The following is a 22,953-nucleotide window of genomic DNA, read 5'->3' as shown; positions in this document are numbered from 1 at the left end:
CCTCGGGGACTCAGAAGCCGCGTACCGCGGCCTCGTCCACGAATGACCAGGCGCTGCTGGCCGGCGTGACGGTGAACCGCACGTACCGGCCCGAGCCGGAGAGACCGTATGCGGCGTAGGTGTACCGCTGGTCGGCGTCGCTGACGTTCGGGGCGGGCATCGTCACGAGCGGTGTGAAACTCGACCCCGTGGCCGACACGGACACCTGGATGCTCGACGGCAGGAAGATGTACAGCGACTTCGTCTGCAGCCACGACGTCCCCACCTGGGTGATGGTCTTCGTCGCGCCGAGGTCGATCGTGAACGAGTACGGGCTGCCCGTGTTGCGGCCCTGCCAGGCGGCGTCGGCGTAGCTGGTCGACGCGACCGCGCCGTTGGTCAGCTCGGCGCCTCCGGTGTCGGGGTAGCCCGCGTCCGCCGCGAGGGAGGCCGTGTACGCCTTGCCCGAGGAGACGAGCGGGTTGGCAGCGGGCGCGGCGGACGTGGTCGCGCTCGCCGCGGTGCTCTGCGCCGACGCGTTGCCGGCCGCGTCGAAGGCGGCGAGCTTATAGGTGTAGGCCGTCGACGGGCTGAGCCCGGCATCGGTGAACGTCGTCCCCGCTCCCTGGATCACCCTGACGAGCGCGCCGTCGCGGTAGAGCCGGTAGCCGGCGATCCCGATGTTGTCGGTGGCGGCCGTCCAGCTCAGGGTGACTTTCGTCACGCCGCCCGAGGTGGCGGCGAGGCCGGCGGGAACGCTCGGAGCGGACGTCTCGACCGCGCCCGACGACAGGTAGTTGCGGTACGTCGTGTCGTACACCGCGGGCACGACGAGCGGGCTCTGGTAGTGGTCGTACGAGAACGACAGGGTCTTGCTCACGTACGGCGCGACCGCGTTCAGGTCGGCGACCAGCTGGCTGATCGACATCGGCGTGAAGTCCGAATTGAAGGTCTCGCTGTCGGCCCAGAGCTTCGTGGCGGGACGTGCGCTGGTGATGGCGCTCTTCGTGGCCGCGAACCAGGTCGCCAGCTGCGCCGTCGTCGCGTGACCGGCGCCGACGCCGTCCTGCAACGCGATCACATCGATCGGCGCCGAGCCCAGGATGCTGGACCACATGGTTGTCCACTGGCTGCTGGTCTGGCCGCCGGCGGTGTTGAAGAACGGGCTGATGATGACGGGTTTGCCCGGCGTGAGCGCGTGGAGGTGGTTGGCGATCGTCGTATAGAAGCTCGCCATGGCGGACCATGACGCGGTCGTCGTGAAGTTCCAGTTGTCCACCTCGAACGGCAGGTACCAGCCCGCGAACGAGGTGTGGGTGCCGTACTTCGCGTAGAGGTCGTCGGCGAGCGCGTTCGCCTTCGTCGCCTGCCCGTTCAGCCAGGTGGCGTCGTTGGCGTAGGTGCTCCACCAGTCGTCGTTCGTCTGGAGGCCGAGGTACTCCGAGACCCCGGCGGTATCGGCCGCGGTGAGCACGCGGGAGACGACGTCGGTCGACGTGTTCTGCGTGTACCCGGTCAGTCCGCTCGGATAGATGGTCGTGGACGCCTTGGTGTCGGCGGTCCACTGGATGACCTGGCTGGTGATGCAGGCGTTGGTCAGGGTGGCGAACTCCGAGGCGAGCTGGCTGGAGGTCCAGCCGTCGACGAGCGCCGGCTGGATGAAGCTGCCGTCGATGCGCGGGGTGGTGGTGCAGGTCGGTGCGGCGACCGCGGCGGTCGCGGGGACGGCCAGTGCGGCCGCGAGGGCCGCTCCGGCGATCAGGGCCGCGATGCGGCGCCCGGTGCGATGACTCATGCCTACTCCTTCGATGGTGTGCGAGACCGGCGACAGTGCCGATTTCGTTAATGGTGTACACCACTTGTGAAGTCTTAAGCAACGAATTCCCTTAAAAGATAGGGATCATTCGCGAATGGATCAGACCATTACTGCTCACTGAGCTCCAGGCCGATCTCGAAGCTGCGCCGCCACGGCAGCGTCACCCGGTCGATCCGCCAGGTCTCGCCGTCCGGGAGGATGCGGTCGAGGTAGGCGCCCAGCTCGAGGGTGATGCGGGCGACCGCGGCCTCCTCAGCCGCCTCGTCGACCGGCCCGATGCTGTCGCCGAACTCGGCCGCGTGCATCGCCAGGCGCGTGCCGCTCTGGTATGCCCGGTCGTCGAGGACGCGCGTGAGCAGCGCTTCGCGCAATGCGGCCTCGTCCGCGGTGCCGAGCGTGCGGCCGACCCACAGAGCCGTCGCCTGTGCGACGGCGCCGCCGATCGAGTTGCCCGCGGTGTTCCAGCCTCCGTACGAGGCCAGTCGGAGCAGGAGGTCCTCCTCGGCCAGACGGTCCACCAGCTCCGGGTCGCCCCCGTTGCTGAACCGGACGTCGGCCAGCGCGACGATCGCTCCGCTCTCGAGGGCGGCGCGCACCGCGGCGACTGCACCCTCCGTGGCGGCGGGGTCCGAGTCGGGGCGGCCGCCGAAGAAATCGCCGCGGGCCGGGTCGGGCGCGTGGGCGACGACGACGAGGTCGGCGCGTTCGCCGGGCTCGGCGAGACGACCACCGGAGGCGACGATCTGCCGGGTGAGGCTGTCGCTCAGCGGCGCGTTCTCGAAGTTGGGCACGCGGTCGAGGCCGCCGGGCTCGCCGCACTCGATACGCCACACCGGCACGCCGATGGTGGAGGCGAGGGCGCGCGCGACGAGCACCGCCCCCACCTCGTCGGCGCCCGGATACATCAGCACCTCACGGCCGCGGGGGAGCGCGCGCGCCCAGTGCCGCAGCCAGACCTGCTCCGCCGAACCAGCGGAGTAGGGCGCTGTGTCGTCCGCCGTCAGGGTCAGCGTCTCGACGGTCCCCTCCTCGTGCAGGGCCAGCGCCGCCAGATTGATGGTGTGGTTGCGCAGCCGGCGCCGCTCGAAGTCACTGCGGACGGCGTCGGGGATCGGCGCCGCCGGTGTCTGCGCCGCCGCCTCTCCTCCGGAGACGTCCGCCGCCAGCGCGTGATGGAGGGCGCCGCCGAGCGCGTGCAGCTCGCGACCGTAGTCGCTCCAGTAGCCCGGCTCCTCGACGGCCGAATACGAGTTGCTCGCCCGCATGATGAGGGAGGCCGCCGTGATCCGCAGGGCGGGGGAGGCCGCCTTCAGCCGGCGCAGGAGATCGAGCCGCTGCAGCGCCGTCGTGGTCGTGTCCGCGGTGATCCGGGCCGGGATGATCCCGCCGTGCACAAGGGTGTCGATGCAGACGACGAGCCGGTCGGCGCGTTCATCGCCCTCTCTGCCCACGAGTTCGAGGAGCCAGTCGTGCAGGGCGGCGACATCGGCCGGGGTGCGGAAGTCGGGCATCGCCTCCGCGGGCGGGAGCAGGAGTTCCGCCCCCGCGATCGCCGCCACCTGGCGGGGGAGGTCGACGTTGACCGGTCGTTCGTCGAGGGGGACGAGGGCGATGCGCATGGGGCTCCTCTGCTCAGCGCGTGCGATGGATCTGGAGTTCGTAGTGGTACCGGTCGCCGCGATACGTCGACTCGGCGTACTCGACCGCGCGGTCCTGCGCGTCGAAGCTGGTGCGCGTCACGTAGAAGGCGGGGGAGAACGGCGGAGCGCCGAGCAGGCCGGCCTCGTCGGGCTCGAGCACGCTGGCATGGATGCTCTGCTCCGCCCACTCGATGCGCATCCCGTACTCGGTCTCCAGGATGCGGTAGAGCGACTCGCTCCCGACGTTGTCGATCAGGCCGGGGAACAGCTTGGGGTTCAGGTAGGAGTCCTCGAGGGCCATCGGCTCGCCGTCGGCGGTGCGTGCACGGCGGATGTGGAACACGTCGTCGGACGGGCTGACCCGGAGCTTCGCGCCCAGCCGCGCACCGGCCGGGATGGTCTCGGTGACGAGGACGGAGGACCCGGGTTCGAGGCCGCGGGCGCGCATGTCCTCGCTGAACGACGTGAGTTCGACGGACTTGGTGATGCGCGGGGCGGCCACGAAGGTCCCGGCCCCCTGCACCCGGTAGACCAGCCCCTCGTGCTCCAGGCGGTCGAGCGCCCGCCGCACGGTCAGGCGACTGACGTCGAACTCCGTGGCGAGGTCGCGCTCGGTCGGCAGCTTCGAGTGCGGCTCGAGGCCCTGGTCGATGACCTCGACGAGATGCTGCCGCAGACGCTCGGACTTGGTGTGCTGCTCCGCCATGGTTCTCCTCTGCGGATCGGTCGGACACGTTGACACTGATTGGTGACAACCATTTTAGGGAGTTGTGCACCACTCAGTGCAAGTATCCGCCTATTCCAATGATTTTGTTGACATGCTTCGAATAAATGGAGTACACCAATTGATAAGCAATCCCATTCCGCACACCTCACACCCGTAAGGAACCCCATGGAATCCAGGATCATCAGACGACGAGGCGCGCTGCGCGCCATCGCGCTGACCAGCGTCGCCGCCGCCGCTGTCGCGCTCACCGGATGCTCCGGAGCAGCCCCCTCCGGCCCCACCACGATCACCTTCTCGTACCTCTGGGGAGGGGAAGAGGCGAAAGCGCTCGAGAAGGTCATCGCCGACTTCAACAAGAGCCAGTCCGACATCAAGGTCGTCGGCGTCTCCAGTCCGGACGCGCAGAAGCAGCTCACCTCGATGTCGTCGAGCAACGGCAGCTTCGACATCTCCGACAACTTCGGCAACACGGTCGGCTCGTGGGCGTCGAAGGGCATCCTCGCCCCGCTCGACGACTACCTGAAGACCGAGAAGGTCGACCTCGGCGAGTTCGCCCCGGCCTCCCTCGACCAGATGAAGTACGACGGCAAGACGTACGCGCTGCCGATCGCCGTGCACACCCAGCAGCTGATGTACAACAAGGATCTCCTCGACGCGGCCGGCGTCCAGCCTCCGACGACGATGGACGAGCTGGCCGCGGCCGTCAAGAAGCTCACCGTCACCGATGCGAGCGGCGCGATCACCCAGATCGGCCTCGGGAACCCCTCGGCGTCGACGCTGTTCACCACCCTCGGCTACGCGTTCGGCGGCACCTGGGACGGCAAGGACGACAAGACGCCGTCGCCCACCGACCCGAAGAACGTCGAGGCGCTCGACTGGTACACGAAGACGCTGACCGACACCTACGGTGCCGACAAGATCGCGTCGTTCACCTCGGGCCTCGGCCAGTACATGTCGGCGCAGGACCCGTTCTACACGGGCAAGGAGGCGATGGTCGTCGACGGCGAATGGCAGGCCGTCAACATCCCCAAGGTCGCACCGAACCTCAACTGGGGCGTCGTCGACATCCCCGCCGCGAGCGATGACCTCACCGGCACCACCCAGGTGACGACGAGCACGCTCTTCATCCCCAGCAACTCGAAGCACAAGGCGGAGGCGGCGAAGTTCCTCGCCTACATGGTGAGCGACAAACCGATGACCGACTTCACGCTCGCCCTCGGCAACCTCCCGTCGAAGACAGCCCTGCTGACCGACGCCGCGTACAGCGACATCCCGCACTTCGACTCCTGGCTCAACGCCCTCACCAGCCCGAACGCGAAGTCGCTGGCCAGCCAGCCGTACAGCGCGCAGTACTCGACCGACCTGGCGACCGCCTTCGACGACGTGGTGCGCGGAGTCGCGACACCCGAGAAGGCGCTGCAGTCGGTGGCGGACAAGGCGAAGTCCTACTGATGACGGCCACGACCGCCAAGCGCGGTGCGCGACGCCAGACCCTGCTGGGTCTGGCGTTCGCGTCGCCGTTCATCGTGGGCGCGGCGGTGTTCATCGTGTGGCCGGTGCTCGCTTCCGCGGGCTACAGCTTCACGGACTTCAACCTGTTCCAGGCGCCCTCCTGGGTCGGGCTGGACAACTACGCGCACATGCTCCAGGACTCCACGTTCTGGAAGGCGCTCTGGAACACGCTCTTCCTCACCGTGACCGGGGTGCCGCTGACGATCATCATCTCGATCGTCGGTGCGCACTTCCTCAACCTGCCCGTGCGCGGCCAGCCGCTGTATCGGGCGCTGGTCTACCTGCCGACCATCGTGCCGGTCGTCGTCGGCGGCTACCTCTGGCGGTGGCTGCTCAACACCCAGTACGGCTTCGTGAACTACTTCCTCGGGGTGCTGCACCTTCCGCAGCCCGAGTGGCTGGAGCAGCCCGATTGGGGCAAGCCGGCCATCCTGCTCATGTGCCTCTGGACCATCGGCGGCACGATGATCATCTACCTCGCGGCGATCAAGGACGTGCCGGGCGAGCTGTACGAGGCCGCCGAGCTCGACGGCGCCGGGTGGTGGGGGCGGTTCCGCTTCATCACCTGGCCGACGATCTCGCCGGTGACGCTGTTCCAGGTGATCGTCACGGTGATCGCCTATCTGCAGATCTTCACTCAGCCGTACCTCCTCACGCAGACGCGCCTCAACGAAGCGAGCGGAGGACCGGGGCAGTCGATGATCAGCTACGCGATGTACCTGTACCAGAACGCGTTCGTCTTCCTGAAGATGGGCTACGCCTCGGCGATGGCGTGGGTGCTGTTCCTGATCACCCTCGTCATCACCCTGCTGCTGCTCTGGTCGTCGAAGAAATGGGTTCACTATGGTTCTGAACGCGACTGAGATCCGGCCGGCGCCCGCGGAGTCGCCGCGGCCGAGCGGACCGCGGGCCGGCCGCCTGCGCCGCCGGCGCCCGGGTCGTACGACCGGACGCTACATCCTCGTCTGGGGGATGACGCTGCTGTTCGTCTTCCCGTTCCTCGCGATGCTCAGCACGGCGTTCAAGCTGCCGACGGACATCTTCAGCGCGCCGCCGACGCTGTGGCCGAAGGAGTGGACGCTCGACAACTTCGCCGCGGTATTCGAGGAGATCCCGTTCTGGCAGTATCTGTGGAACACGATCGTCATCGCGGCCCTGTCTGTGCTCGGGATGCTGATCGCGTCGCCGCTCGTGGCGTACTCGCTCTCGAAGATCGGCTGGCGCGGTCAGCGTCCGCTGCTGATCATCGTGATGGCGACGATGATGCTCCCGCCGCAGGTGACGATGATCCCCCTGTTCCTGATGTGGAACGGCCTGCAGGCGACGAATTCGATCATCCCGCTCGTCGCGCCGGCGTTCTTCGGGACGCCGTTCCTGATCTTCATGCTGCGGCAGTTCCTGATGTCGGTGCCCAATGAGCTGATCCAGGCGGCGCGGATCGACGGCGCCTCCGAGTTCCGCATCTATTGGTCGATCGTGCTCCCGCAAGCGCGGCCGGCGCTCATCACGGCGGTGATCTTCCAGTTCGTGTGGGCGTGGACCGACTTCCTCAACCCGCTCATCTACCTCAACGACTCGTCGAAGTACACGCTCTCGATCGGGCTGTACTCGTTCTTCGGCGAGCACAACGTCGAGTGGGGGCCGCTGATGGCCGCATCCGTCCTGTTCACCGTTCCCGCGCTCGCACTCTTCGTCGTGTTCCAGCGCTATTTCATCGGAGGTATCAGTGCTGGCGCACTCAAGTAGCGACGAGGGCGCCCTCGAGCGCACCGACAGCAGGGTGGAGGCCATCCTCGCGACGATCGCCGGCGGCCTCGTCGTTTCGTGCCAGGCCTCGTCGGGCTCGCCCATGCGGGACACCCCGACCATCGCTCGCCTCGCCGTGAGCGCGCTGCAGGGCGGCGCCGTCGCGCTCCGCATCAACGGCGCGGACGACGTCGCCGCCGTGCGCGGTCTCACCGAGGTCCCGATCATCGGCCTCGATAAGCGAATGGGTCCCCGGCGGAACATCATCACCCCCGCCGACGAGCAGGTCGTGGGCCTGATCGGCGCCGGTGCCGACATCGTGGCCGTCGATGCGACGGAGGAGGTCGCCGGGGATGTCGCCGCGCGGGTGCGCTCGGCCGTGGCGACGGCCGGTCTCCGGCCGATCATGGCGGATATCTCCACGTTCGACGAGGGAGTGCGGTCGTGGGAGGCGGGAGCCGCGTTCGTCGGCACCACCCTCTCCGGGTACACGCCCTACTCGCGCGCCGACCCGTCGCCCGACATCGAGCTCGTCGAGCGGCTGGCCTCCCGCGGTGTCCGGGTGCTCGCGGAGGGACGCTTCCAGACGCCTGCCGACGTGGCGCGAGCCTTCGACGCAGGCGCGTTCGCCGTCGTGGTGGGCGGGGCGATCACCGACCCGGTCGCGATCACCCGCCGGTTCGCGGCGGCGACGCCGCGCACGCGATGAACGCCGTCGTCGGCATCGACATCGGCGGTACGAAGATCGCGGCGGCCGTCGTGCTCGCGGACGGTGCGGTGCGCCATCGCGTCGAGCAGCCGACACCGGCGCGGGAGGGTGCGGAGGCGATCCTCGATGCCGCCGCAGCCACCGGAGCGGCGTCCGCGGCCCAGGCGGGCGTCGTTCCCGTCGCGTACGGAGTGGGTAGCGCGGGCGCCTTCGACGAGCAGGGCGTCGTGGTCAGTTCCACCGATCACCTGGCCGGCTGGTGCGGCACCGACGTGGCAGCGGGCCTCACCCGCCGCCTCGGCGCGCCCGCTATCGTCGTCAACGACGTGCACGCGGCGGCGCTCGGCGAGCGCGTCGCGGGCGCGGTTCCCGACCGGTTCCTGTTCGTCGCGGTCGGCACGGGGATCGGGGGTGCCGTGGTCTCGGACGGGCGCGTGCTGCGCGGCGCCTCCGGGATGGCCGGCTCGGTCGGGCACGTGCGCATCCCGTCGTCTCGCCGGCGGATCTGCTCCTGCGGCGGCGTCGACCACGTCGAGGCCTTCGCCAGCGGGCCCGGCATCGAGCTCACCTACGCCGAGTTCACCGGCCGCGCGTCCGGGCTGCGAGAGATCGGGCGGCTGGCCGCCGGCGGGGACGTGGTCGCCGCACAGGTCATCCGGGTCGCCGCAGAGGATCTCGGGGAGTCGCTCGCGTCGTCGGTGGTCGCTGTGGACCCCGGGGTCGTCGTGATCGGCGGAGGCGTGTCCGGGCTGGGCGAGCTGTTCACCGCGCCCCTGGCCGAGCGGCTCCGCGGCGCACTGCAGCGACCGTTCAGCGACGTGGAGGTCGTGCTCGCACGAGCGGGCACCGACGCCGCCCTCCTCGGCGCGGGTTCACTGGCGGCGGGGCGCGCGGAGGCCAGGGACGGGAACCCCGCGCAACGCTAGGAGAATCACCCGCCTGGGCGTATCGTGGGCGCAGTCGGGCCCGGCCCCCGCTCGGCGGCTCAGCCGTCGTGACCCGACACTCGGCGCGGGGCCGCCGAGCGGTACGTGACCGACCTCTCGGCCTGATCACGGCTCGCCTCGACGGCGCGGCGGGCTCGGCCTCAGAGCTCCACGGTCCGATCGACAACGGCCTGGGCGACCGTGGAGATCCCCTGCTGGTGCGAGCGCGCGTAGGAGCGCAGCACGGTGAACGCGTCGTCGATCGGGATGCCGTGGGTGTGCGCGATGACGCCTTTCGCCTGCTCGATCACGATCCGGCTGTTCAGTGCGTTCTGCAGCTGCTGCCGGATCTGCTCGCTCTCGGCGAGGCTGCGCTCGTGCAGGATCCCGATCGTCGCCACGTCGGCGAAGGCCTGGGCGGCGACCCGATCGTTCTCACTGAGCGGGCCGGGCTCGGCGCGCAGCAGGTTGAGGGTTCCGATCGTGGTCTCGCGCAGGCGCATCGGGATGGCGTCGACCGCGGCGAAGCCCTGCTCGATGGCCTTCTCTCGGAACAGCCTCCACGCGTCGGGGGTGTGCGAGATGTCGGGGACCGAGACGACGGTGCCCGTGGAGAAGCTCTCGATGCACGGTCCGGCGTCGGCGGAGAGCTGCATGACCTCGACCAGCCGGCTCGCCTCGCTCGTGGAGGCGATCAGGTCGAGCTCGCCCGAGGCGTCGGCGAGGAGGACGCCGGCGGCCGTCGCGTCGAGCAGGTCCCGGCAGGAGTCCACCAGGTTCTGCAGCATGTCGACCACGTCGTAGTCGGCCACCAGCGTGTCCGCCAGATGGGCGAACGCCTGCAGCAGGTCCTGCTCGCGGCCGGGTGCGGTCATCGGGAGTCCTCGATCCGTCCGTCTCGTCGCGAGAAGTCCAGCCGTCCGTCGAGGAGATCCTGCGAGACCGCCATCATGGTGCGCCCGGTGGCGAAGGCGTGCGACTGGATCACGAGGCGCGCGTCCTCGGCGGTGAGGCCGAGCTGGGCCAGCACCATCCCCGTCGCCTGGTGGATGATGCGGCGGGAGAACGGGTTGATCTCCGCCTCCTCGGTCTCGTTCGCCACGGAGGACATCGCCTGATGGAGCAGGATGCGGGCGACCTGGTCGGCGAGGGCGGTCGCCTGGCGCACGTGCACGCGGGTGAGGATGCCTGGTTCCGTCGTATACATGTCGACGGCCCCGATCTTCAGCGGGCCGATCAGCATCGGGAATGCGAACAGGGCGCCGACGTCGTCCTTGATCGCCTCGGAGAACGACGGCCATTCGTTGCGCGGGCGGCGTGCGTCGGGCTCCAGCACCGGCCGCTCCAGCCGGAACGCATCCCAGCAGGGGCCCTCGCCGAGGTCGAACTGCAGCTCGTCGAGCCGTGCGGCCTGCGCGTCGCTGGCGGCGACGGTCTCGGTGCCGAGGAGGTCGCCCAGCGTCGAGACGGAGGTCCCGGTGACGGGGAGCACGTCCACGAACGGCCGCGCCAGCTCCAGCCGGGGCAGCTCGTCGTCGCGCAGCTGCGCCAGCACCACACCGAACCGGTCCTCCGATTCGTGCGCACCCGTCACAGCCGTACCGCCTTGCCCATGCCTCCACGGTACTCTGCTCCGGCGTGCGTGCGCGGAGCTCTGCGAGGATGGCGGGATGACGAAGTCGTTCGAGGAGCTGATCGCCGAGGGCGAGGAGGCCGACGTCACCGGGTGGGACTTCGGGTGGCTGGAGGGTCGCGCCACGGAGGAGCGCCCGCCGTGGGGGTACGCGGGGCTGCTCGGCGAGCGGCTGGGACGGGCATCGGCCTCCCTCGACATCCAGACCGGCGGTGGCGAGGTGCTGGCCGAGTCGCCCGGGTTCCCGTCCGTCGCCGTAGCGACCGAGTCGTGGCCGCCGAACGTCGCCCGGGCGACGGCCCTCCTGCATCCTCGCGGGGTGGCGGTCGTCGCCGACCCCGATGAGCCGCCGCTGCCGTTCGGGGACGGCGCGTTCGACCTAGTGACGAGCCGTCATCCCGCCACCATCTGGTGGGAGGAGATCGCGCGCGTGCTCCGGCCGGGCGGCACGTATTTCGCGCAGCACGTGGGCCCGGCGAGCGCCTTCGAGCTGATCGAGTTCTTCCTCGGGCCGCAGCCGGCGGCGCGGCGCGGACGCCACCCCGACGACGAGACCGCCGCAGCGCGGGCCGCGGGACTGGAGATCGTGGACCTGCGCACGGCGCGGCTCCGGATCGAGATCTTCGATGTCTCGGCGGTGGTCTATCTGCTGCGCAAGGTGATCTGGTGGGTGCCAGGCTTCGAGGTGGAGGCGTATCGGGACGCGCTGCGGGAGCTGCACGAGCGCATCGCGGTCGAGGGCCCGTTCATCGCGCACTCCACCCGGCACCTCATCGAGGCCCGGCGTCGGTGACCGCCCTTACGATGGCTGCCATGGCACAGACCGCACCCGAACCGTTCGTCGTCGCCGATGCCGCCGCCTGGCGCGCGTGGCTCGACCGCCACGAAGACGACGCCGACGGGGTCTGGCTCGTGCTGGCGAAGAAGGGCACGACCGAGCCGACCACGCTGACGTACGCCGAGGCGCTGGACGAGGCCCTGTGCAGCGGGTGGATCGACGGGCAGAAGCGCAGCTTCGACGCCGCCACGTTCCTGCAGCGGTTCACTCCGCGGCGCAAGGCCTCCCTCTGGTCGGAGCGCAACATCGGACTCGTCGCAGCGCTGACCGCCGACGGCCGGATGCGCCCGCGCGGGCAGGCCGAGATCGACCGCGCGAAGGCGGACGGCCGGTGGGAGCGCGCGTACGCGGGCGCCTCCACCGCGCAGGTGCCGGACGACCTCGCCGCCGCGCTGTCCGTCTCGCCGGCAGCGGCGGCGCTGTTCGCGACCCTGAACGGCACCAACCGCTACGCCGTGCTGCACCGCCTCATGACGGCCTCCAACGCCACCACCCGCGCCAACCGGCTCGAGAAGCTGGTCACGATGCTGGAGCGCGGCGAGACCCCGTACCCGCAGTAGGCCACGAGCGGAACCCGAGCTCGAATCGGATCGTCCACGCGTGTAGGAACGGTGCTAGCATCCCGTATCACGGATCGTATACAGCGCTGTCCCGAATCCGAGTGAGGTGCTCCTCGTGCTCAGTCCCGTACCCGCAACGCCCGCCACGCCCGGCCCCGCCCGTGAGCCCAACCGCGTGACGACCTCCATCGCGCGCACGTTCAGCGACTTCCGGCAGGCGGTCTCCGACTCGTTCGTGCCGCTGGAGGTGACCAGCTCGCGGCCCGATCCGTTCTGGGGGAGGATCCGGCGGGCCGGCGCCGACGAGGTGCACGTCTACGAGGTCAGCGCGGGCGAGCACGTCGTCGAGCGCACGCCCGAGCTGATCGCCGGCTCCGACCGTCACTACTACAAGCTGAGCCTGATGCTCTCGGGCACGGGACTGCTGATCCAGGACGACCGGGAGGCCACCCTCCAGCCGGGCGACCTCGCCGTCTACGACACGAACCGGCCGTACTCCCTCGTGTTCGACGACGACTTCCGCACGATGGTGGTGATGTTCCCGAAGCATCTCATCGCCCTGCCGCCGGACGTCGTCGCCCAGCTGACGGCCGTGCAGATGAGCGGGCGGAGCGGGGTCGGCGGGATCATCGCTCCTCTCCTCGCGCAGCTGGCCGGGAACCTGGAGCAGCTCTCCGGGCCGACGGGCGCGCGGCTCGCGCACACCGCCCTCGACCTCGTCACCACGATGTTCGCCAACGAGCTGGACATGACCGGCGCGCTCGATCCGCACCAGGCGCTGATGCAGCGCATCCGCACCTACATCGACGCCAACCTCGCCTCCACCGACCTCGGGCCCGCGCAGATCGCGGCCGTGCACTTCATCTCGACCCGGCACCTGCACGGCCTGTTCCGGGAGCAGGGCACGACGGTGTCGTCCTGGATCCGCTCCCGGCGGCTCGACCGCTGCCGGCGCGACCTCGTGAACCCGATCTACGGGGACCGGCCGGTCGCGGCGATCGCGGCGCGCTGGGGCTTCGTCGACGCAGCGCACTTCAGCCGCGTGTTCAAGGCGGCGTACGCGGAGTCGCCGAGCGACCTCCGCGCCGCCGCCGCGGCCGCAGCGAACCTGGGCTGAACCCGGGGAGCGGCCTCTTTGCGTCGTCGCGGCGGCCGCTCGCGTTGTCGCGGAGGGAAGGGCGCTTGACGCGCAGAGCATGATCCCGCCCGCGGCATTGAGGCGGCGGTCCGGGCGCACGCACCATGGGGTCGACCCGCGCGGTGCGGCGCGGGCGGAGACGGAGACCTGATGCCCGGCAGTGCCCTTCCCCCGACGGATCACCCGACGGACCTCCCTGCGGTCAGCAGACAGGTCATCTTCTCGGCCCGCGGTGTGATCGAGACGGCAGAGCAGGCCGTACCGGTGCTCAGCCCAGGCGATCTACTCCTGCGCGTCGCCCTCGTCGGGGTCTGCGCGACCGACCTGCACCTCCTCGCCGGGCACATCGGCGACCCGTTCCCCCTCGTGCCCGGGCACGAGTTCGTGGGCGAGGTCGCGGCGATCGGCGCGAGCGCGGCGGCGGAACGCGGCCTCGCCGTCGGCGACCACGTCGCGGTCGAGATGCTGCTGCCGTGCCGCTCCTGCGCGCGCTGCCGGGAGGGCCGCTACAACCTCTGCGAGGCCGACGATCCCGCGAACGGGTTTCCGCACGGTCGCCAGTTGGGCGTCAACATCCCGCGCACCGTCGCCCCGGGGATGTGGGGCGGGTACGCCGAGCACCTGTTCGTCCCGGCCGAGGCCGTCGTGCACCGCCTGCCCGAGACGATGCCGTGGCAGCGCGCCGTGCTGGTCGAGCCCCTCGCGGTCGCCTGCCGCGCCATCGCCCGCGGCCGGGTCGCGCCGGGGGAGAGCGTCGTGGTGATCGGCCCGGGACCCGTCGGCATCCTCGCCGCCGCGGCTGCGCGCTCCGCGGGGGCCGGGCGGGTGGTGGTGGTCGGGACGCGCGCGAACCGCCTCGAGCTCGCCCGCGCGTTCGGAGCCGACGCCGTCGTGAACTCACGCGAGACCGACGCGGTCGCGGCGGTCCGGGAAGCGCTCGGGGGCACCCTGGCCGACGTCGTGATCGAGATCGCCGGGGCGACGGCGGCGCAGGAGCAGGCCGTGCGGCTCGTGCGCCGCGGCGGCCGGGTGGTGCTCGCCGGCGCCTGCGGAGCGGACGCGCCCGTGACGTTCCGCGCCGACGAGGACCTGCTGACCCGGGAGATCGACGTGCTGCCCTCGTTCCTCTCGGCGGGCGGCTTCGAGCCCGCCATCCGCCTCCTCGAGCGCGGCGACTACGACTACGCGTCCCTGGTGACGCACCGGTTCGGGCTGGACGAGGTGCGCACGGCCTACGACGTGATCGAGAGCAGGGACGGCGGCGTGCTGAAGGCCGTCATCGACCCCGCCGTCGGGTTGGCGGCGCGATGACCGGCGCGACGAACGCTCGGGCGCGCTTCGCCGGGCGGGTGGCCGCCGTCACCGGCACGACCAGCGGGATCGGCCGGGGGATCGCGTCCGCGCTCGCCGCGGAGGGAGCCCTCGTGTTCGGGCTCGACGTGGAGCCGGGCGGGATCGGCGAGCACATCCCGTGCGACGTCTCCGACGCGGGCAGCATCGCCCAGGCCGCCGCCGACCTCCTGGCGCTCAGCGGCGGACGGATCGACCACGTCGTCGCCAACGCGGGCATCCGCGGCTCGGACACGGCCGCCGAGGACCTCCCGATCGGCGAGTTCGACGCCGTGCTCGCCGTGAACCTGCGGGGTGTCTTTCTCACCCTGCACGCCTTCGCGCCGACGATGCTCGCGGCGGGGAGCGGCAGCATGGTGGCCGTCGCGTCGATGTCGGGCAACCGCGTCGTCAACGTGCCGCAGCGCACGGTCGCCTACAACACAGCGAAGGCCGGGGTGACGGCGATGGCGCGGACGCTCGCCGTCGAGTGGGGGCCGCGCGGGGTGCGGGTCAACACCGTGTCGCCCGGCTATGTCGCCACGCCGCTGCTCGCCGCCGACTCCGCTCTGCACGACCAGTGGCTCCCGAACACCGTCCCCGGCCGCTTCGCGACGGTGGACGAGATCGCCGCGGGCACCCTCTATCTGCTCTCCGACGACGCCGGCTACTGCCACGGCACCGATCTCCTGATCGACGGCGGCTACTCGCTGCGCTGATTCGCCCACGCCCCCTCCACGAAAGGAACACCATGACCGACACCACGACGAACGACCTCCACGACCCCGCCACCGACGAGTGGCGCACCTACGACGAGTTCGCCGCCGGCATCGACACCTACCGGCTGCCGAACACCGACCTGACCGGGACCTCCCTCGCCCTCACCCTCGACGGCGGCTCGACGCTGGCGCTGACGTTCGAGGACGACGCGGTCGTCTGGTCGGCGAGCGCCGGGATCGGCGTGGGCGCGGCCGAGGGGCGCGACCCCTACGACGCGGTGGCTGCCCGCGACGACGTCGTCTTCGTGAACCTCCCGCTGACCAGCGTCGAGCGCGAGGCGATCACGGTCGTGTACTCGACGTCCACGCACCGCGCGCTCGTCGCACACTCGGTGATCGGCGAGGAGGAGGTGGAGGGCACCCCGCGCGTGCGCCAGACCTTCCACGCCGCGGTCACCGACGGCGGCGAGCCGACCGGGGAGGCGCCCGCGCCCTCCCGGGACCTGATCGGCAAGCGCAACGTCTACCGCTACAGCCCGCACCACCTCTATGAGCACGTCTACGTCTCGTCGCAGAGGTACGCCTGGCAGTGCTTGGAGGGCGTGCAGCGCGGCCACGGCGACATGGACCTCTCGACGGTGTGGAAGTTCGCCGACGGCCTCTATCTGTTCTGCTTCCGCGAGTTCCGCATCGCGGTCGCCAGCGTCTGGCTGCACGACCTCGGCTACGACCTGCGCACGACCGGGATCTTCCTCGGCCTGAACGGGGCGGGGGAGTCGGAGCACTCCCGCGCCGGCGGCCACATCTACCCGCTCGGCTCGGTGTCGTACCCCGACGCCCAGCCGGTCTGACCTCCACCGCCCGCCCCGAACCGGAAGACGACCATGACCTCCAACCGCGACATCATCGCCGCCCACTACGCCGCCAGCGACCGCGGGGACATCGAGGGGATGCTGGCGCCCCTCGCGCCCGACGCCCGCTGGACCGAGATGGCCGGGTTCCCCTACGCGGGCACCTACATCGGCCCCGAGGAGGTCGCCGCCGGCGTCTTCGCGCGCATCGCGGCCGAGTGGGAGGGCTACACGGCCGCGATCACCGAGCTCGTCGACGGCGGCGACACCGTCGTCGGCCTCGGCACGTACAGCGGCACCCACCGGCAGAGCGGGCGGTACTTCGAGGCGCGGGTGGCGCACGTCTGGCGTCTCGCCGACGGCCGCGTCGTCGCGTTCGAGCAGTTCACCGACACCGCGAAGGTGCGCGACGCCCTCTCCTGAGCGCCGGTTCGGCCGGGGCGAGGATCCGGGCGAGCACCCGGGCGAGCACTGACGGGCAAGAAGGATGCGGCGACAGGCAACCGGCCGGGTACCGCCCGGCCATAGGTTCACACCGAGATGCCACGACGAAGTGGTCGTGGCGCAACCCGAGAGGCAGGGAAGCGCATGAGGAAACACGTGTTCTACGCAGCAGCGGCGCTCGCGGCATCCGCAGCACTGGTACTGAGCGGCTGCAGCGGCGGCGGGAGCGGCGACGGCTCGTCCCCGATCGTGGTCGGCTCCGTCAACACCAAGAGCGGCGCGGCGACGTTCCCGGAGGCGGCGCAGGCCGCCGCGGCCGTCTTCGCCGCCCAGAACGCCAAGGGCGGCATCAACGGCCACAAGATCGACTACAAGTCGCTCGACGACAAGGGCGACCCGGCCACGGCCTCCGCCAACGCCCGCGAGATCGTCGGCAGCGACGAGGCGGTCGCGATGGTCGGCTCGGCGAGCCTGATCGAGTGCGAGATCAACGCCAAGTACTACGAGCAGCAGAAGATCCTCTCCATCCCGGGCGTCGGGGTGGACACCGGCTGCTTCGACAGCCCCAACATCTCGCCGGCCAACGTCGGGCCGTTCAACGACATGACCCTCACCCTGTACTGGGGTTCGGAGGTCGCCAAGCTCGACAACATCTGCGTCCTCCTCGAGATCGCCGGCAGCACGCGTCCCGCCTACCAGAAGGCGATCGACAAGTGGACGGAGATCACCGGCAAGAAGCCGCTCTACATCGACGACACCGTCCCGTACGGCGCCAGCGACTACACGCCGTACATCGTCAAGGCGAAGGACGCGGGCTGCAAGGCCCTCGCGATCAACCCGGTCGAGCCGGACGCCATCGCGCAGGTGAAGGCGGCGAACGCGCAGGGCTGGAACGACGTCAGCTGGCTGTACCTGACCAGCGTCTACAGCGACAACTTCGCCAAGGCGGTCAGCGACGCCGGCGCCGGCATCTACGTGCCGGCCGAGTTCTACCCGTTCACCGACGCGTCCAGCGACATCAACAAAGACTGGCGCGACCTGATGACGAAGAACGACATCCCGCTGACGTCGTTCTCGCAGGGCGGCTATCTGGCGGCGAAGTACTTCATCCAGGTCGCCGAGGGCATCAAGGGCGACATCACCCGCGAGTCGGTGACCAAGGCGCTGCACGACATGAGCGCGATCACCAACCCGATGGTCGGCACGCCGTACACGTTCGGCACGGCCAAGGCGCACGACGGCAACACCGCCGGCTGGCCGATCAAGCTCGTCACGGGGAAGAACGCCTGGGAGCTGAACGGCGACGACTGGATCACCATCCCCAAGAAGTGACCCCGGTGGGGCCCGCCGAGCGGGCGGGCCCCACCCCGGCTACGCCGTCACCTCCTCGCCCCCGACCCGAAAGGAGCCCCGATGCTGCAGGGCGCCCTCGCCGGCCTCGCCGCCGGCGGACTGTACGCCGTGCTCGCGGTGTGCCTCACCCTCATGGCGCGCCTCGTGCGCGTCGTGAACTTCTCGCAGGCCGCGACCGGCATGTTCGGCGGGTTCGTCGCCGTGTGGCTGGTCAGCCACGCCGGCTGGCCGATCTGGCTCGGCTCGCTGGTCGGCGTCCTGATCGGCGGAGCGCTGAGCGCCCTGATCGGCCTCATCATCGCCACCTGGCTGCCGGAGGCCGACATCACGACGCGCTCGGCCGTCACGGTCGGGCCGCTGCTGATGCTGATCTCGCTGTCGTTCATCCTGTTCGGCAACAAGCCGCAGCCGTTCAGCCCGATCCTCTCCGGACCGGCCTTCTCGATCGGCGGGGTGGTGGTGAGCCAGGTCACGGTCGTGACCGTGGCGCTCGCGATCGTCGTCGCGGTCGCCTGCCGGATCGTGCTGGTGCGCACCTCCATCGGCACCAAGCTGCGGGCGCTCAGTGAGCGGCCGACGACGGCCGAGCTGATCGGCATCCCGTCCCGGCCCCTGAGCGTCGCCGTGTGGGCGGTCACCGGGCTGATCTCGGCCCTGGTCATCATCATCGTGGCGCCGTCGCAGTCGAACGACGCGACGAGCCTGTCGATGCTCATCGTCCCCGCCTCCGCGGCCGCGCTGCTCGGCGGGTTCCGTCGGCTGGACCTCGCGGTCGTCGGCGGCCTCGTGCTCGGGCTGCTGAGCGGCCTGGTCGCGCAGATCGACGCGGTGTCGTTCATCCGTAACTTCCTGCCGTTCCTGTTCATCGTCGGATTCCTGCTGTGGATGCAGCGCAAGGAGGTGTGGGATGCGGCGCGTTAGCGGCATTCCGGCAGCGCGGATCGCCCTGCCGTTCATCGTCGGAGCCGTCGGCCTCGCCGTCGGCTACCTGCTGAGCGTCGGGCTCTCCGGCTACTTCGTCTTCCTCGCGGTGAGCGCCGTGGTCGCGGCCATCGCGATCCTCGGTCTCGGCATCGTGACCGGCAGCGCCGGGATGATCGCCCTCTGCCAGCTGACGTTCGCCGCCGTCGGCGCGTGGATCGTCTCGCTGCTGAACACGCTGGAGGCGCCGGGCGGGTTCATCGTCTGGCTGATCCTCGGCGGTCTCGCCGCGGGCGTCGTCGGCGTGCTGGTCGGGCTCCCCGCCCTCCGCCTCCGCGGCGTCAACCTGGCGGTGGTGACGCTGGGCTTCGCGGCCGCCGCCGACGTGACCCTGGTGCAGATCCAGTTCCCCGGGTCGACCGACGGCATCTCGGTGCTGCGCCCGGACGCGTTCAGCGACGACCGCTCCTACTTCTTCTTCAGCGTGGTCGTCCTCGTGATCTGCGGGATCGCCGTCTACTTCCTGCAGAACGGGCGGTGGGGCTCCAGCTGGAAGTCGGTCGCCTTCTCGGAGCGCGGCACCGCATCGGTCGGCGCGAGCGTGCGCGGCGCCAAGCTCACGGCCTTCGCCGTCAGCGCCACGCTCGGCGGCGTCAGCGGCGGCCTCATCGCCGGCCAGGTGGGGCTGCCGTTCGCGAGCAGCTTCACGCCCATCCAGTCGCTCGCCCTGTACGTGCTCGCGATCATGTCTGGCGCGTACCTGATCGACATGGCGATCTTCGGCGGCATCGTCTGGATCGCGGTGCCCGAGCTGCTCAAGCGCTGGGGCATCCCGCAGGACTGGGGCTTCGTGATCTTCGGCGTGCTCGGGGTGCAGGCCCTGACGAGCGGCTCGAACCTCGGCCAGGGGATCCGCAACGCGTGGTGGAAGCGGCAGGCCGCCAGACGGCCGGTCGTCGCGGCAGCCGCCGCCGTCGAGCCCGCCCCGGAGACGGCCGTCGCTCCGCCCATCGCCGCGCCCCCGTCGTCAGGAGCGCCGGTGCTGGTGGTCGAGGACCTCGGCGTCGCCTTCGGACAGGTCAAGGCCCTGAACGCTGTGAGCCTGGAGGTGCGCGAGAACACCATCATGGGGCTCATCGGCCCGAACGGCGCGGGCAAATCGACCTTCGTCGACGCGGTCACCGGCTTCCTCCCGCAGCACACCGGCACGGTCAGCCTCGACGGGCGCGACCTCGGCGGCCTGTCGGCGAGCAAGCGCGCCCGGCTGGGTCTGCGGCGCACCTTCCAGCAGGACCGCGTGCCGCCGACGCTGACGGTCGAGGCCTACGTGCGGTTCGTCGCGCGCCGCCGACTCAGCGCGGCCGAGATCGAGGAGACCCTCGCCTTCTTCGGCTGCCCCGCCTCCCGCACCCGGCTGCAGAGCGTCGACGTCGGCACCCGGCGGCTCGTGGAGGTGGCGGCCAACGTGCTCGCGCAGCCCCGCATCCTGGTGCTCGACGAGCCGGCCGCCGGCCTCTCGCACGAGGAGCACGTCGAGCTCGGCGAGCGCCTGCTGCAGGCGCCCGCCCGGTTCGCGATGTCGATCGTGCTGATCGAGCACGACCTCGACCTGGTGCGGTCGGTGTGCTCCAGTCTCACCGTGCTCGACTTCGGCGAGGTGCTCGCCAGCGGACCGCAGGCGGAGGTGCTCGCCGACCCCGCCGTCATGAAGGCGTACATGGGTGAAACGGAGATGCTGTGAACGCGCTCGTCCTGGATTCCGTCGCCGTCAGCCGTGGAGCGGGCCCCGTCATCAGCGGCGTCAGCCTGCGCGTCGAGCCGGGCCGCATCACGGCGCTCGTCGGCCCGAACGGCGCGGGCAAGACCAGTCTGCTCGAGTCGATCTCCGGCGTGGTCGCGACCAGCGCCGGCACGATCAGCGTCGACGGCGAGTCGATCGCGAAGCTCTCCCGCGTGCAGCGCGCCCGTCGCGGCATCGTGCACATCGAGCAGGGGCGGGCGATCTTCCCGTCGTTGACCGTGCAGGAGAACATCCGGCTCACCGCGGGGTCGCAGGAGGGGGTGGATGAGGCGCTCGCGCAGTTCCCGGAGCTCGAGAAGCGGCGCACCAGCGCCTCCGGCCTGCTGTCGGGCGGCGAGCAGCAGATGGTCGTGCTCGCGCGCGCCTTCGCCTCCAAGCCGCGCTTCCTGCTGATCGACGAGATGTCGCTCGGGCTCGCGCCAGTGGTGTTCATGCGCCTGCTGCCGATGATCCGGCAGTTCAGCGAGTCGGGGGTCGGGGTGCTGCTCGTCGAGCAGTTCACCCACCTGGCGCTCGGCGTCGCGACGGACGCGCTGGTCGTCGCCGGCGGACGCGTGACCTTCGAGGGGGAGGCGTCGGCGCTCCAGGCGTCGCCCGAGGTGCTGCACCGCGCGTACCTCGGGGGATGAGCGGGCCGACGAGCTGAGCGGGTCGCGTCTCCCCGGGCGCGGCCCGCTCTGAATCAGGCGTCGAGCGCGATGGTCGGCACGTCGACGATGTGGGCGCCGCCGTCGGCGACGATCGTCGCGCCGGTGATGTACGACGACTCGGCCGAGCCGAGGAAGCGGATGACGGAGGCGATCTCCTCCGGCAGCGCGGGCCGGCCGAGCGGCACGGCGGCGGTGACGATCCGGTACCCCTCCTCGCGGCTGGACAGCCCGGCGGCGCGGGCGAAGTCGTCCATCTCCTCGTCGGCCATCGGCGTCTGCACCCAGCCCGGGCAGACCGCGTTCACGCGCACGCCGAAGCGGCCGTAGTCGCGGGCGAGGGAGCGGGTGAGCCCGATCAGCGCGTGCTTGCCCACCGTGTAGCCGGCGACGCCCGGTCCGGCGAAGAGCCCCGCGAGGGAGGAGACGACGACGATCTGCCCGTGCGACTCGACCAGCGGTGTCAGCGCGGCGCGAGCGAGGACGAACGCCGTCGTCACGTTGGTGCGGAACGACAGCTCCCACGCGGCGTCGTCGGTCTCGTCGACCGTGCCGAGGCCGTGCCCGCCCGCGTTCGCGACGACGACGTCGATGCGGCCCAGCTCGGTCACGATGTGGCGCACGGCGGCTTCCGCCTCCTCCCGCACGCTCGCGTCCGCGACCACGGCGAGGCCTCCGGTCTCGGCGGCGACCGCCTCCAGGGGGCCGGGCCGGCGGCCGACGAGCACGACGCGCGCGCCCTCGGCGGCGTAGCGGCGGGCGGTGGCGGCGCCGATGCCGGTGCCGCCACCGGTGATGACGACGACCTTGCCGTCGACGGATGCTCCGCGTGCGGTCACGGCGGCCTGCTTTCTCTCGGAGATGGTGGAGTGGATGAGGCGATCAGGCGATCAGGCCGGAAAGGACGACCGGGCCAGGTAGCCGAAGTCGGAGACGAGGGCGTGGCCGTTCACGGGCCGCGAGGCCGTCGACGCGAGGTAGAGCACGTGCCGCGCCACCTCCTCGGCGGTCTGCACGGGGAAGTCCGCCCCGGCGAAGCCGCCCGGCTCGACTCCGAGGTCTGCTCGGGCCATCGGGGTGTCCACGATGGAGGGGCACACGGCGTTCACGCGCACGCCGTCGGCGGCGAGGTCGACGGAGAGCGCCCGCATGAGCTGCAGCACGGCGCCCTTCGAGGCGTTGTACGGCACCATCCCGGGCGCCGCCACGAAGCTGGAGTCGGAGGCGAGCAGCACGATCGCCGGTGCCTCCGAGCGGCGCAGATGGGGGAGGGCGTGCTTGACGAGCAGGAACGGCCCGGTCACGTTCACGGCGAGCACCGCGTTCCACGCCTCCAGCGCGATCTCGTCGACAGGGGAGCCGAACGGGCCGGAGACCCCCGCGCAGGCGACGACGACATCCACGCCGTCCAGTGCGGCGGCCGCCTCGCCCACGGCGGAACGGACGGACGACTCGTCGGTCACGTCGACGGGGAGGGTCACTGCGCTGTCGATGCCGGAGGCGCGCAGTTCGGCCTGCAGTGTGCGGAGTCCCGCCTCGTCGCGGTCGAGCAGGGCGACGCGCGCTCCCTCCCGCGCGAACGCCAGGGCGGTCGCCCGGCCGATGCCGCTGGCCGCGCCGGTCACGATCACCGACAGGCCGGCGAGTCCCAGCTCCATCGTCGT

23 protein-coding genes are annotated in these 22,953 nt (G+C 70.8%); 16 read left to right on the top strand and 7 right to left on the bottom strand.

Translation table 11 applies throughout. The features are described from left to right. Nucleotides 1–10: 10 nt before the first annotated feature. From HNR14_RS02005 to HNR14_RS01995, 3 genes are all read right to left on the bottom strand, one after another. The gene (locus HNR14_RS02005; RefSeq protein ID WP_179699576.1) at nucleotides 11–1,774 is read right to left on the bottom strand and encodes a DUF4434 domain-containing protein; all 1,764 of its coding nucleotides are present in this window, start codon (nucleotides 1,772–1,774) and stop codon (nucleotides 11–13) included. Nucleotides 1,775–1,902: 128 nt separating this feature from the next. Beyond that, nucleotides 1,903–3,414, bottom strand: a complete 1,512-nt coding sequence (locus HNR14_RS02000; protein ID WP_179699575.1) for a DUF4127 family protein — start codon at nucleotides 3,412–3,414, stop codon at nucleotides 1,903–1,905. Nucleotides 3,415–3,427: 13 nt separating this feature from the next. After that, entirely contained in the window at nucleotides 3,428–4,141 is a 714-nt protein-coding gene (locus HNR14_RS01995) for a GntR family transcriptional regulator (protein ID WP_179699574.1), read from the bottom strand. A 186-nt stretch (nucleotides 4,142–4,327) separates the two neighbouring features. Between HNR14_RS01995 and HNR14_RS01990 the strand changes: the two genes are divergently transcribed. From HNR14_RS01990 to HNR14_RS01970, 5 genes are read left to right on the top strand one after another with little or no spacing between them, the layout of a single operon-like run. Next, on the top strand, nucleotides 4,328–5,614 hold the full coding sequence (locus tag HNR14_RS01990; protein WP_179699573.1) for an ABC transporter substrate-binding protein: 1,287 nt from the start codon (nucleotides 4,328–4,330) through the stop codon (nucleotides 5,612–5,614). Next, complete coding sequence (locus tag HNR14_RS01985; RefSeq protein WP_179699572.1) at nucleotides 5,614–6,537, top strand: carbohydrate ABC transporter permease; 924 nt, start codon at nucleotides 5,614–5,616, stop codon at nucleotides 6,535–6,537. Before HNR14_RS01990 ends, HNR14_RS01985 begins: the two co-directional genes overlap by 1 nt. Further along, on the top strand, nucleotides 6,518–7,420 hold the full coding sequence (locus HNR14_RS01980; protein ID WP_179699571.1) for a carbohydrate ABC transporter permease: 903 nt from the start codon (nucleotides 6,518–6,520) through the stop codon (nucleotides 7,418–7,420). The genes HNR14_RS01985 and HNR14_RS01980 overlap by 20 nt, the downstream gene beginning before the upstream one ends. Continuing rightward, nucleotides 7,401–8,129, top strand: coding sequence for a putative N-acetylmannosamine-6-phosphate 2-epimerase (locus HNR14_RS01975; RefSeq protein ID WP_218874955.1), 729 nt, complete (start codon nucleotides 7,401–7,403; stop codon nucleotides 8,127–8,129). The genes HNR14_RS01980 and HNR14_RS01975 overlap by 20 nt, the downstream gene beginning before the upstream one ends. Further along, on the top strand, nucleotides 8,126–9,055 hold the full coding sequence (locus HNR14_RS01970) for an ROK family protein (RefSeq protein WP_179699570.1): 930 nt from the start codon (nucleotides 8,126–8,128) through the stop codon (nucleotides 9,053–9,055). Before HNR14_RS01975 ends, HNR14_RS01970 begins: the two co-directional genes overlap by 4 nt. Before the next feature lie 161 nt (nucleotides 9,056–9,216). Here HNR14_RS01970 and HNR14_RS01965 read toward each other — a convergent pair whose 3' ends face one another. Further along, nucleotides 9,217–9,930 carry a GAF and ANTAR domain-containing protein gene (locus HNR14_RS01965; protein WP_179699569.1) on the bottom strand — a complete coding sequence of 238 codons (714 nt, stop codon included), beginning with the start codon at nucleotides 9,928–9,930 and terminating at the stop codon, nucleotides 9,217–9,219. Then, complete coding sequence (locus HNR14_RS01960) at nucleotides 9,927–10,649, bottom strand: GAF and ANTAR domain-containing protein (RefSeq protein ID WP_343064394.1); 723 nt, start codon at nucleotides 10,647–10,649, stop codon at nucleotides 9,927–9,929. Before HNR14_RS01960 ends, HNR14_RS01965 begins: the two co-directional genes overlap by 4 nt. A gap of 76 nt (nucleotides 10,650–10,725) precedes the next feature. Here HNR14_RS01960 and HNR14_RS01955 point away from each other — a divergent pair, with 76 nt between their 5' ends. From HNR14_RS01955 to HNR14_RS01905, 11 genes are all read left to right on the top strand, one after another. Next, a complete protein-coding gene (locus tag HNR14_RS01955; protein ID WP_179699568.1) occupies nucleotides 10,726–11,481 on the top strand; it encodes a class I SAM-dependent methyltransferase in 756 nt (251 codons plus the stop codon). 20 nt (nucleotides 11,482–11,501) lie between these two features. Then, nucleotides 11,502–12,086, top strand: a complete 585-nt coding sequence (locus tag HNR14_RS01950; protein ID WP_425485017.1) for a YdeI/OmpD-associated family protein — start codon at nucleotides 11,502–11,504, stop codon at nucleotides 12,084–12,086. Between the two features lie 175 nt (nucleotides 12,087–12,261). After that, nucleotides 12,262–13,203 (top strand): AraC-like ligand-binding domain-containing protein, encoded by a 942-nt coding sequence (locus HNR14_RS01945; protein WP_179702502.1) that lies wholly within the window; start codon nucleotides 12,262–12,264, stop codon nucleotides 13,201–13,203. Between the two features lie 171 nt (nucleotides 13,204–13,374). Further along, nucleotides 13,375–14,535 carry a zinc-dependent alcohol dehydrogenase gene (locus HNR14_RS01940; protein WP_179699566.1) on the top strand — a complete coding sequence of 387 codons (1,161 nt, stop codon included), beginning with the start codon at nucleotides 13,375–13,377 and terminating at the stop codon, nucleotides 14,533–14,535. Continuing rightward, a complete protein-coding gene (locus HNR14_RS01935; protein WP_179699565.1) occupies nucleotides 14,532–15,272 on the top strand; it encodes an SDR family oxidoreductase in 741 nt (246 codons plus the stop codon). Before HNR14_RS01940 ends, HNR14_RS01935 begins: the two co-directional genes overlap by 4 nt. Nucleotides 15,273–15,304: 32 nt before the next feature. Continuing rightward, nucleotides 15,305–16,123, top strand: coding sequence for a MoaF C-terminal domain-containing protein (locus HNR14_RS01930; protein WP_179699564.1), 819 nt, complete (start codon nucleotides 15,305–15,307; stop codon nucleotides 16,121–16,123). 33 nt (nucleotides 16,124–16,156) lie between these two features. Beyond that, nucleotides 16,157–16,546, top strand: coding sequence for a nuclear transport factor 2 family protein (locus HNR14_RS01925; RefSeq protein WP_179699563.1), 390 nt, complete (start codon nucleotides 16,157–16,159; stop codon nucleotides 16,544–16,546). 165 nt (nucleotides 16,547–16,711) lie between these two features. Then, nucleotides 16,712–17,899, top strand: coding sequence for an ABC transporter substrate-binding protein (locus HNR14_RS01920; RefSeq protein ID WP_021764765.1), 1,188 nt, complete (start codon nucleotides 16,712–16,714; stop codon nucleotides 17,897–17,899). An 81-nt stretch (nucleotides 17,900–17,980) separates the two neighbouring features. Continuing rightward, nucleotides 17,981–18,841, top strand: a complete 861-nt coding sequence (locus HNR14_RS01915) for a branched-chain amino acid ABC transporter permease (protein WP_179699562.1) — start codon at nucleotides 17,981–17,983, stop codon at nucleotides 18,839–18,841. Continuing rightward, nucleotides 18,828–20,582: a branched-chain amino acid ABC transporter ATP-binding protein/permease gene (locus tag HNR14_RS01910; RefSeq protein ID WP_179699561.1), complete on the top strand. Its 1,755-nt coding sequence runs from the start codon at nucleotides 18,828–18,830 to the stop codon at nucleotides 20,580–20,582. Before HNR14_RS01915 ends, HNR14_RS01910 begins: the two co-directional genes overlap by 14 nt. After that, nucleotides 20,579–21,271, top strand: a complete 693-nt coding sequence (locus tag HNR14_RS01905; RefSeq protein WP_179699560.1) for an ATP-binding cassette domain-containing protein — start codon at nucleotides 20,579–20,581, stop codon at nucleotides 21,269–21,271. The genes HNR14_RS01910 and HNR14_RS01905 overlap by 4 nt, the downstream gene beginning before the upstream one ends. Nucleotides 21,272–21,324: 53 nt before the next feature. Here the strand turns inward: HNR14_RS01905 and HNR14_RS01900 are convergent, their stop codons facing one another. Both HNR14_RS01900 and HNR14_RS01895 read right to left on the bottom strand, forming a co-directional pair. Beyond that, nucleotides 21,325–22,128 (bottom strand): SDR family oxidoreductase, encoded by an 804-nt coding sequence (locus HNR14_RS01900; RefSeq protein ID WP_179699559.1) that lies wholly within the window; start codon nucleotides 22,126–22,128, stop codon nucleotides 21,325–21,327. A 51-nt stretch (nucleotides 22,129–22,179) separates the two neighbouring features. Beyond that, nucleotides 22,180–22,947: an SDR family NAD(P)-dependent oxidoreductase gene (locus tag HNR14_RS01895; protein ID WP_179699558.1), complete on the bottom strand. Its 768-nt coding sequence runs from the start codon at nucleotides 22,945–22,947 to the stop codon at nucleotides 22,180–22,182. Between the last annotated feature and the right edge of the window lie 6 nt (nucleotides 22,948–22,953).

This window comes from Leifsonia naganoensis (assembly GCF_013410615.1).
Classification (GTDB): Bacteria; Actinomycetota; Actinomycetes; order Actinomycetales; family Microbacteriaceae; genus Leifsonia; species Leifsonia aquatica.
Note: the sequence above shows the minus strand (reverse complement) of the source record. Positions and strands in the feature narration are given on the sequence as shown.

Bases quoted from the DNA above. Each gene is read 5' to 3' on its own strand.
- HNR14_RS02005 (WP_179699576.1), bottom strand. From the start codon at position 1,774: ATGAGTCATCGCACCGGGCGCCGCATCGCGGCCCTGATCGCCGGAGCG.
- HNR14_RS02000 (WP_179699575.1), bottom strand. From the start codon at position 3,414: ATGCGCATCGCCCTCGTCCCCCTCGACGAACGACCGGTCAACGTCGAC.
- HNR14_RS01995 (WP_179699574.1), bottom strand. From the start codon at position 4,141: ATGGCGGAGCAGCACACCAAGTCCGAGCGTCTGCGGCAGCATCTCGTC.
- HNR14_RS01990 (WP_179699573.1), top strand. From the start codon at position 4,328: ATGGAATCCAGGATCATCAGACGACGAGGCGCGCTGCGCGCCATCGCG.
- HNR14_RS01985 (WP_179699572.1), top strand. From the start codon at position 5,614: ATGACGGCCACGACCGCCAAGCGCGGTGCGCGACGCCAGACCCTGCTG.
- HNR14_RS01980 (WP_179699571.1), top strand. From the start codon at position 6,518: ATGGTTCTGAACGCGACTGAGATCCGGCCGGCGCCCGCGGAGTCGCCG.
- HNR14_RS01970 (WP_179699570.1), top strand. From the start codon at position 8,126: ATGAACGCCGTCGTCGGCATCGACATCGGCGGTACGAAGATCGCGGCG.
- HNR14_RS01965 (WP_179699569.1), bottom strand. From the start codon at position 9,930: ATGACCGCACCCGGCCGCGAGCAGGACCTGCTGCAGGCGTTCGCCCAT.
- HNR14_RS01955 (WP_179699568.1), top strand. From the start codon at position 10,726: ATGACGAAGTCGTTCGAGGAGCTGATCGCCGAGGGCGAGGAGGCCGAC.
- HNR14_RS01950 (WP_425485017.1), top strand. From the start codon at position 11,502: ATGGCACAGACCGCACCCGAACCGTTCGTCGTCGCCGATGCCGCCGCC.
- HNR14_RS01940 (WP_179699566.1), top strand. From the start codon at position 13,375: ATGCCCGGCAGTGCCCTTCCCCCGACGGATCACCCGACGGACCTCCCT.
- HNR14_RS01935 (WP_179699565.1), top strand. From the start codon at position 14,532: ATGACCGGCGCGACGAACGCTCGGGCGCGCTTCGCCGGGCGGGTGGCC.
- HNR14_RS01930 (WP_179699564.1), top strand. From the start codon at position 15,305: ATGACCGACACCACGACGAACGACCTCCACGACCCCGCCACCGACGAG.
- HNR14_RS01925 (WP_179699563.1), top strand. From the start codon at position 16,157: ATGACCTCCAACCGCGACATCATCGCCGCCCACTACGCCGCCAGCGAC.
- HNR14_RS01920 (WP_021764765.1), top strand. From the start codon at position 16,712: ATGAGGAAACACGTGTTCTACGCAGCAGCGGCGCTCGCGGCATCCGCA.
- HNR14_RS01915 (WP_179699562.1), top strand. From the start codon at position 17,981: ATGCTGCAGGGCGCCCTCGCCGGCCTCGCCGCCGGCGGACTGTACGCC.
- HNR14_RS01910 (WP_179699561.1), top strand. From the start codon at position 18,828: ATGCGGCGCGTTAGCGGCATTCCGGCAGCGCGGATCGCCCTGCCGTTC.
- HNR14_RS01895 (WP_179699558.1), bottom strand. From the start codon at position 22,947: ATGGAGCTGGGACTCGCCGGCCTGTCGGTGATCGTGACCGGCGCGGCC.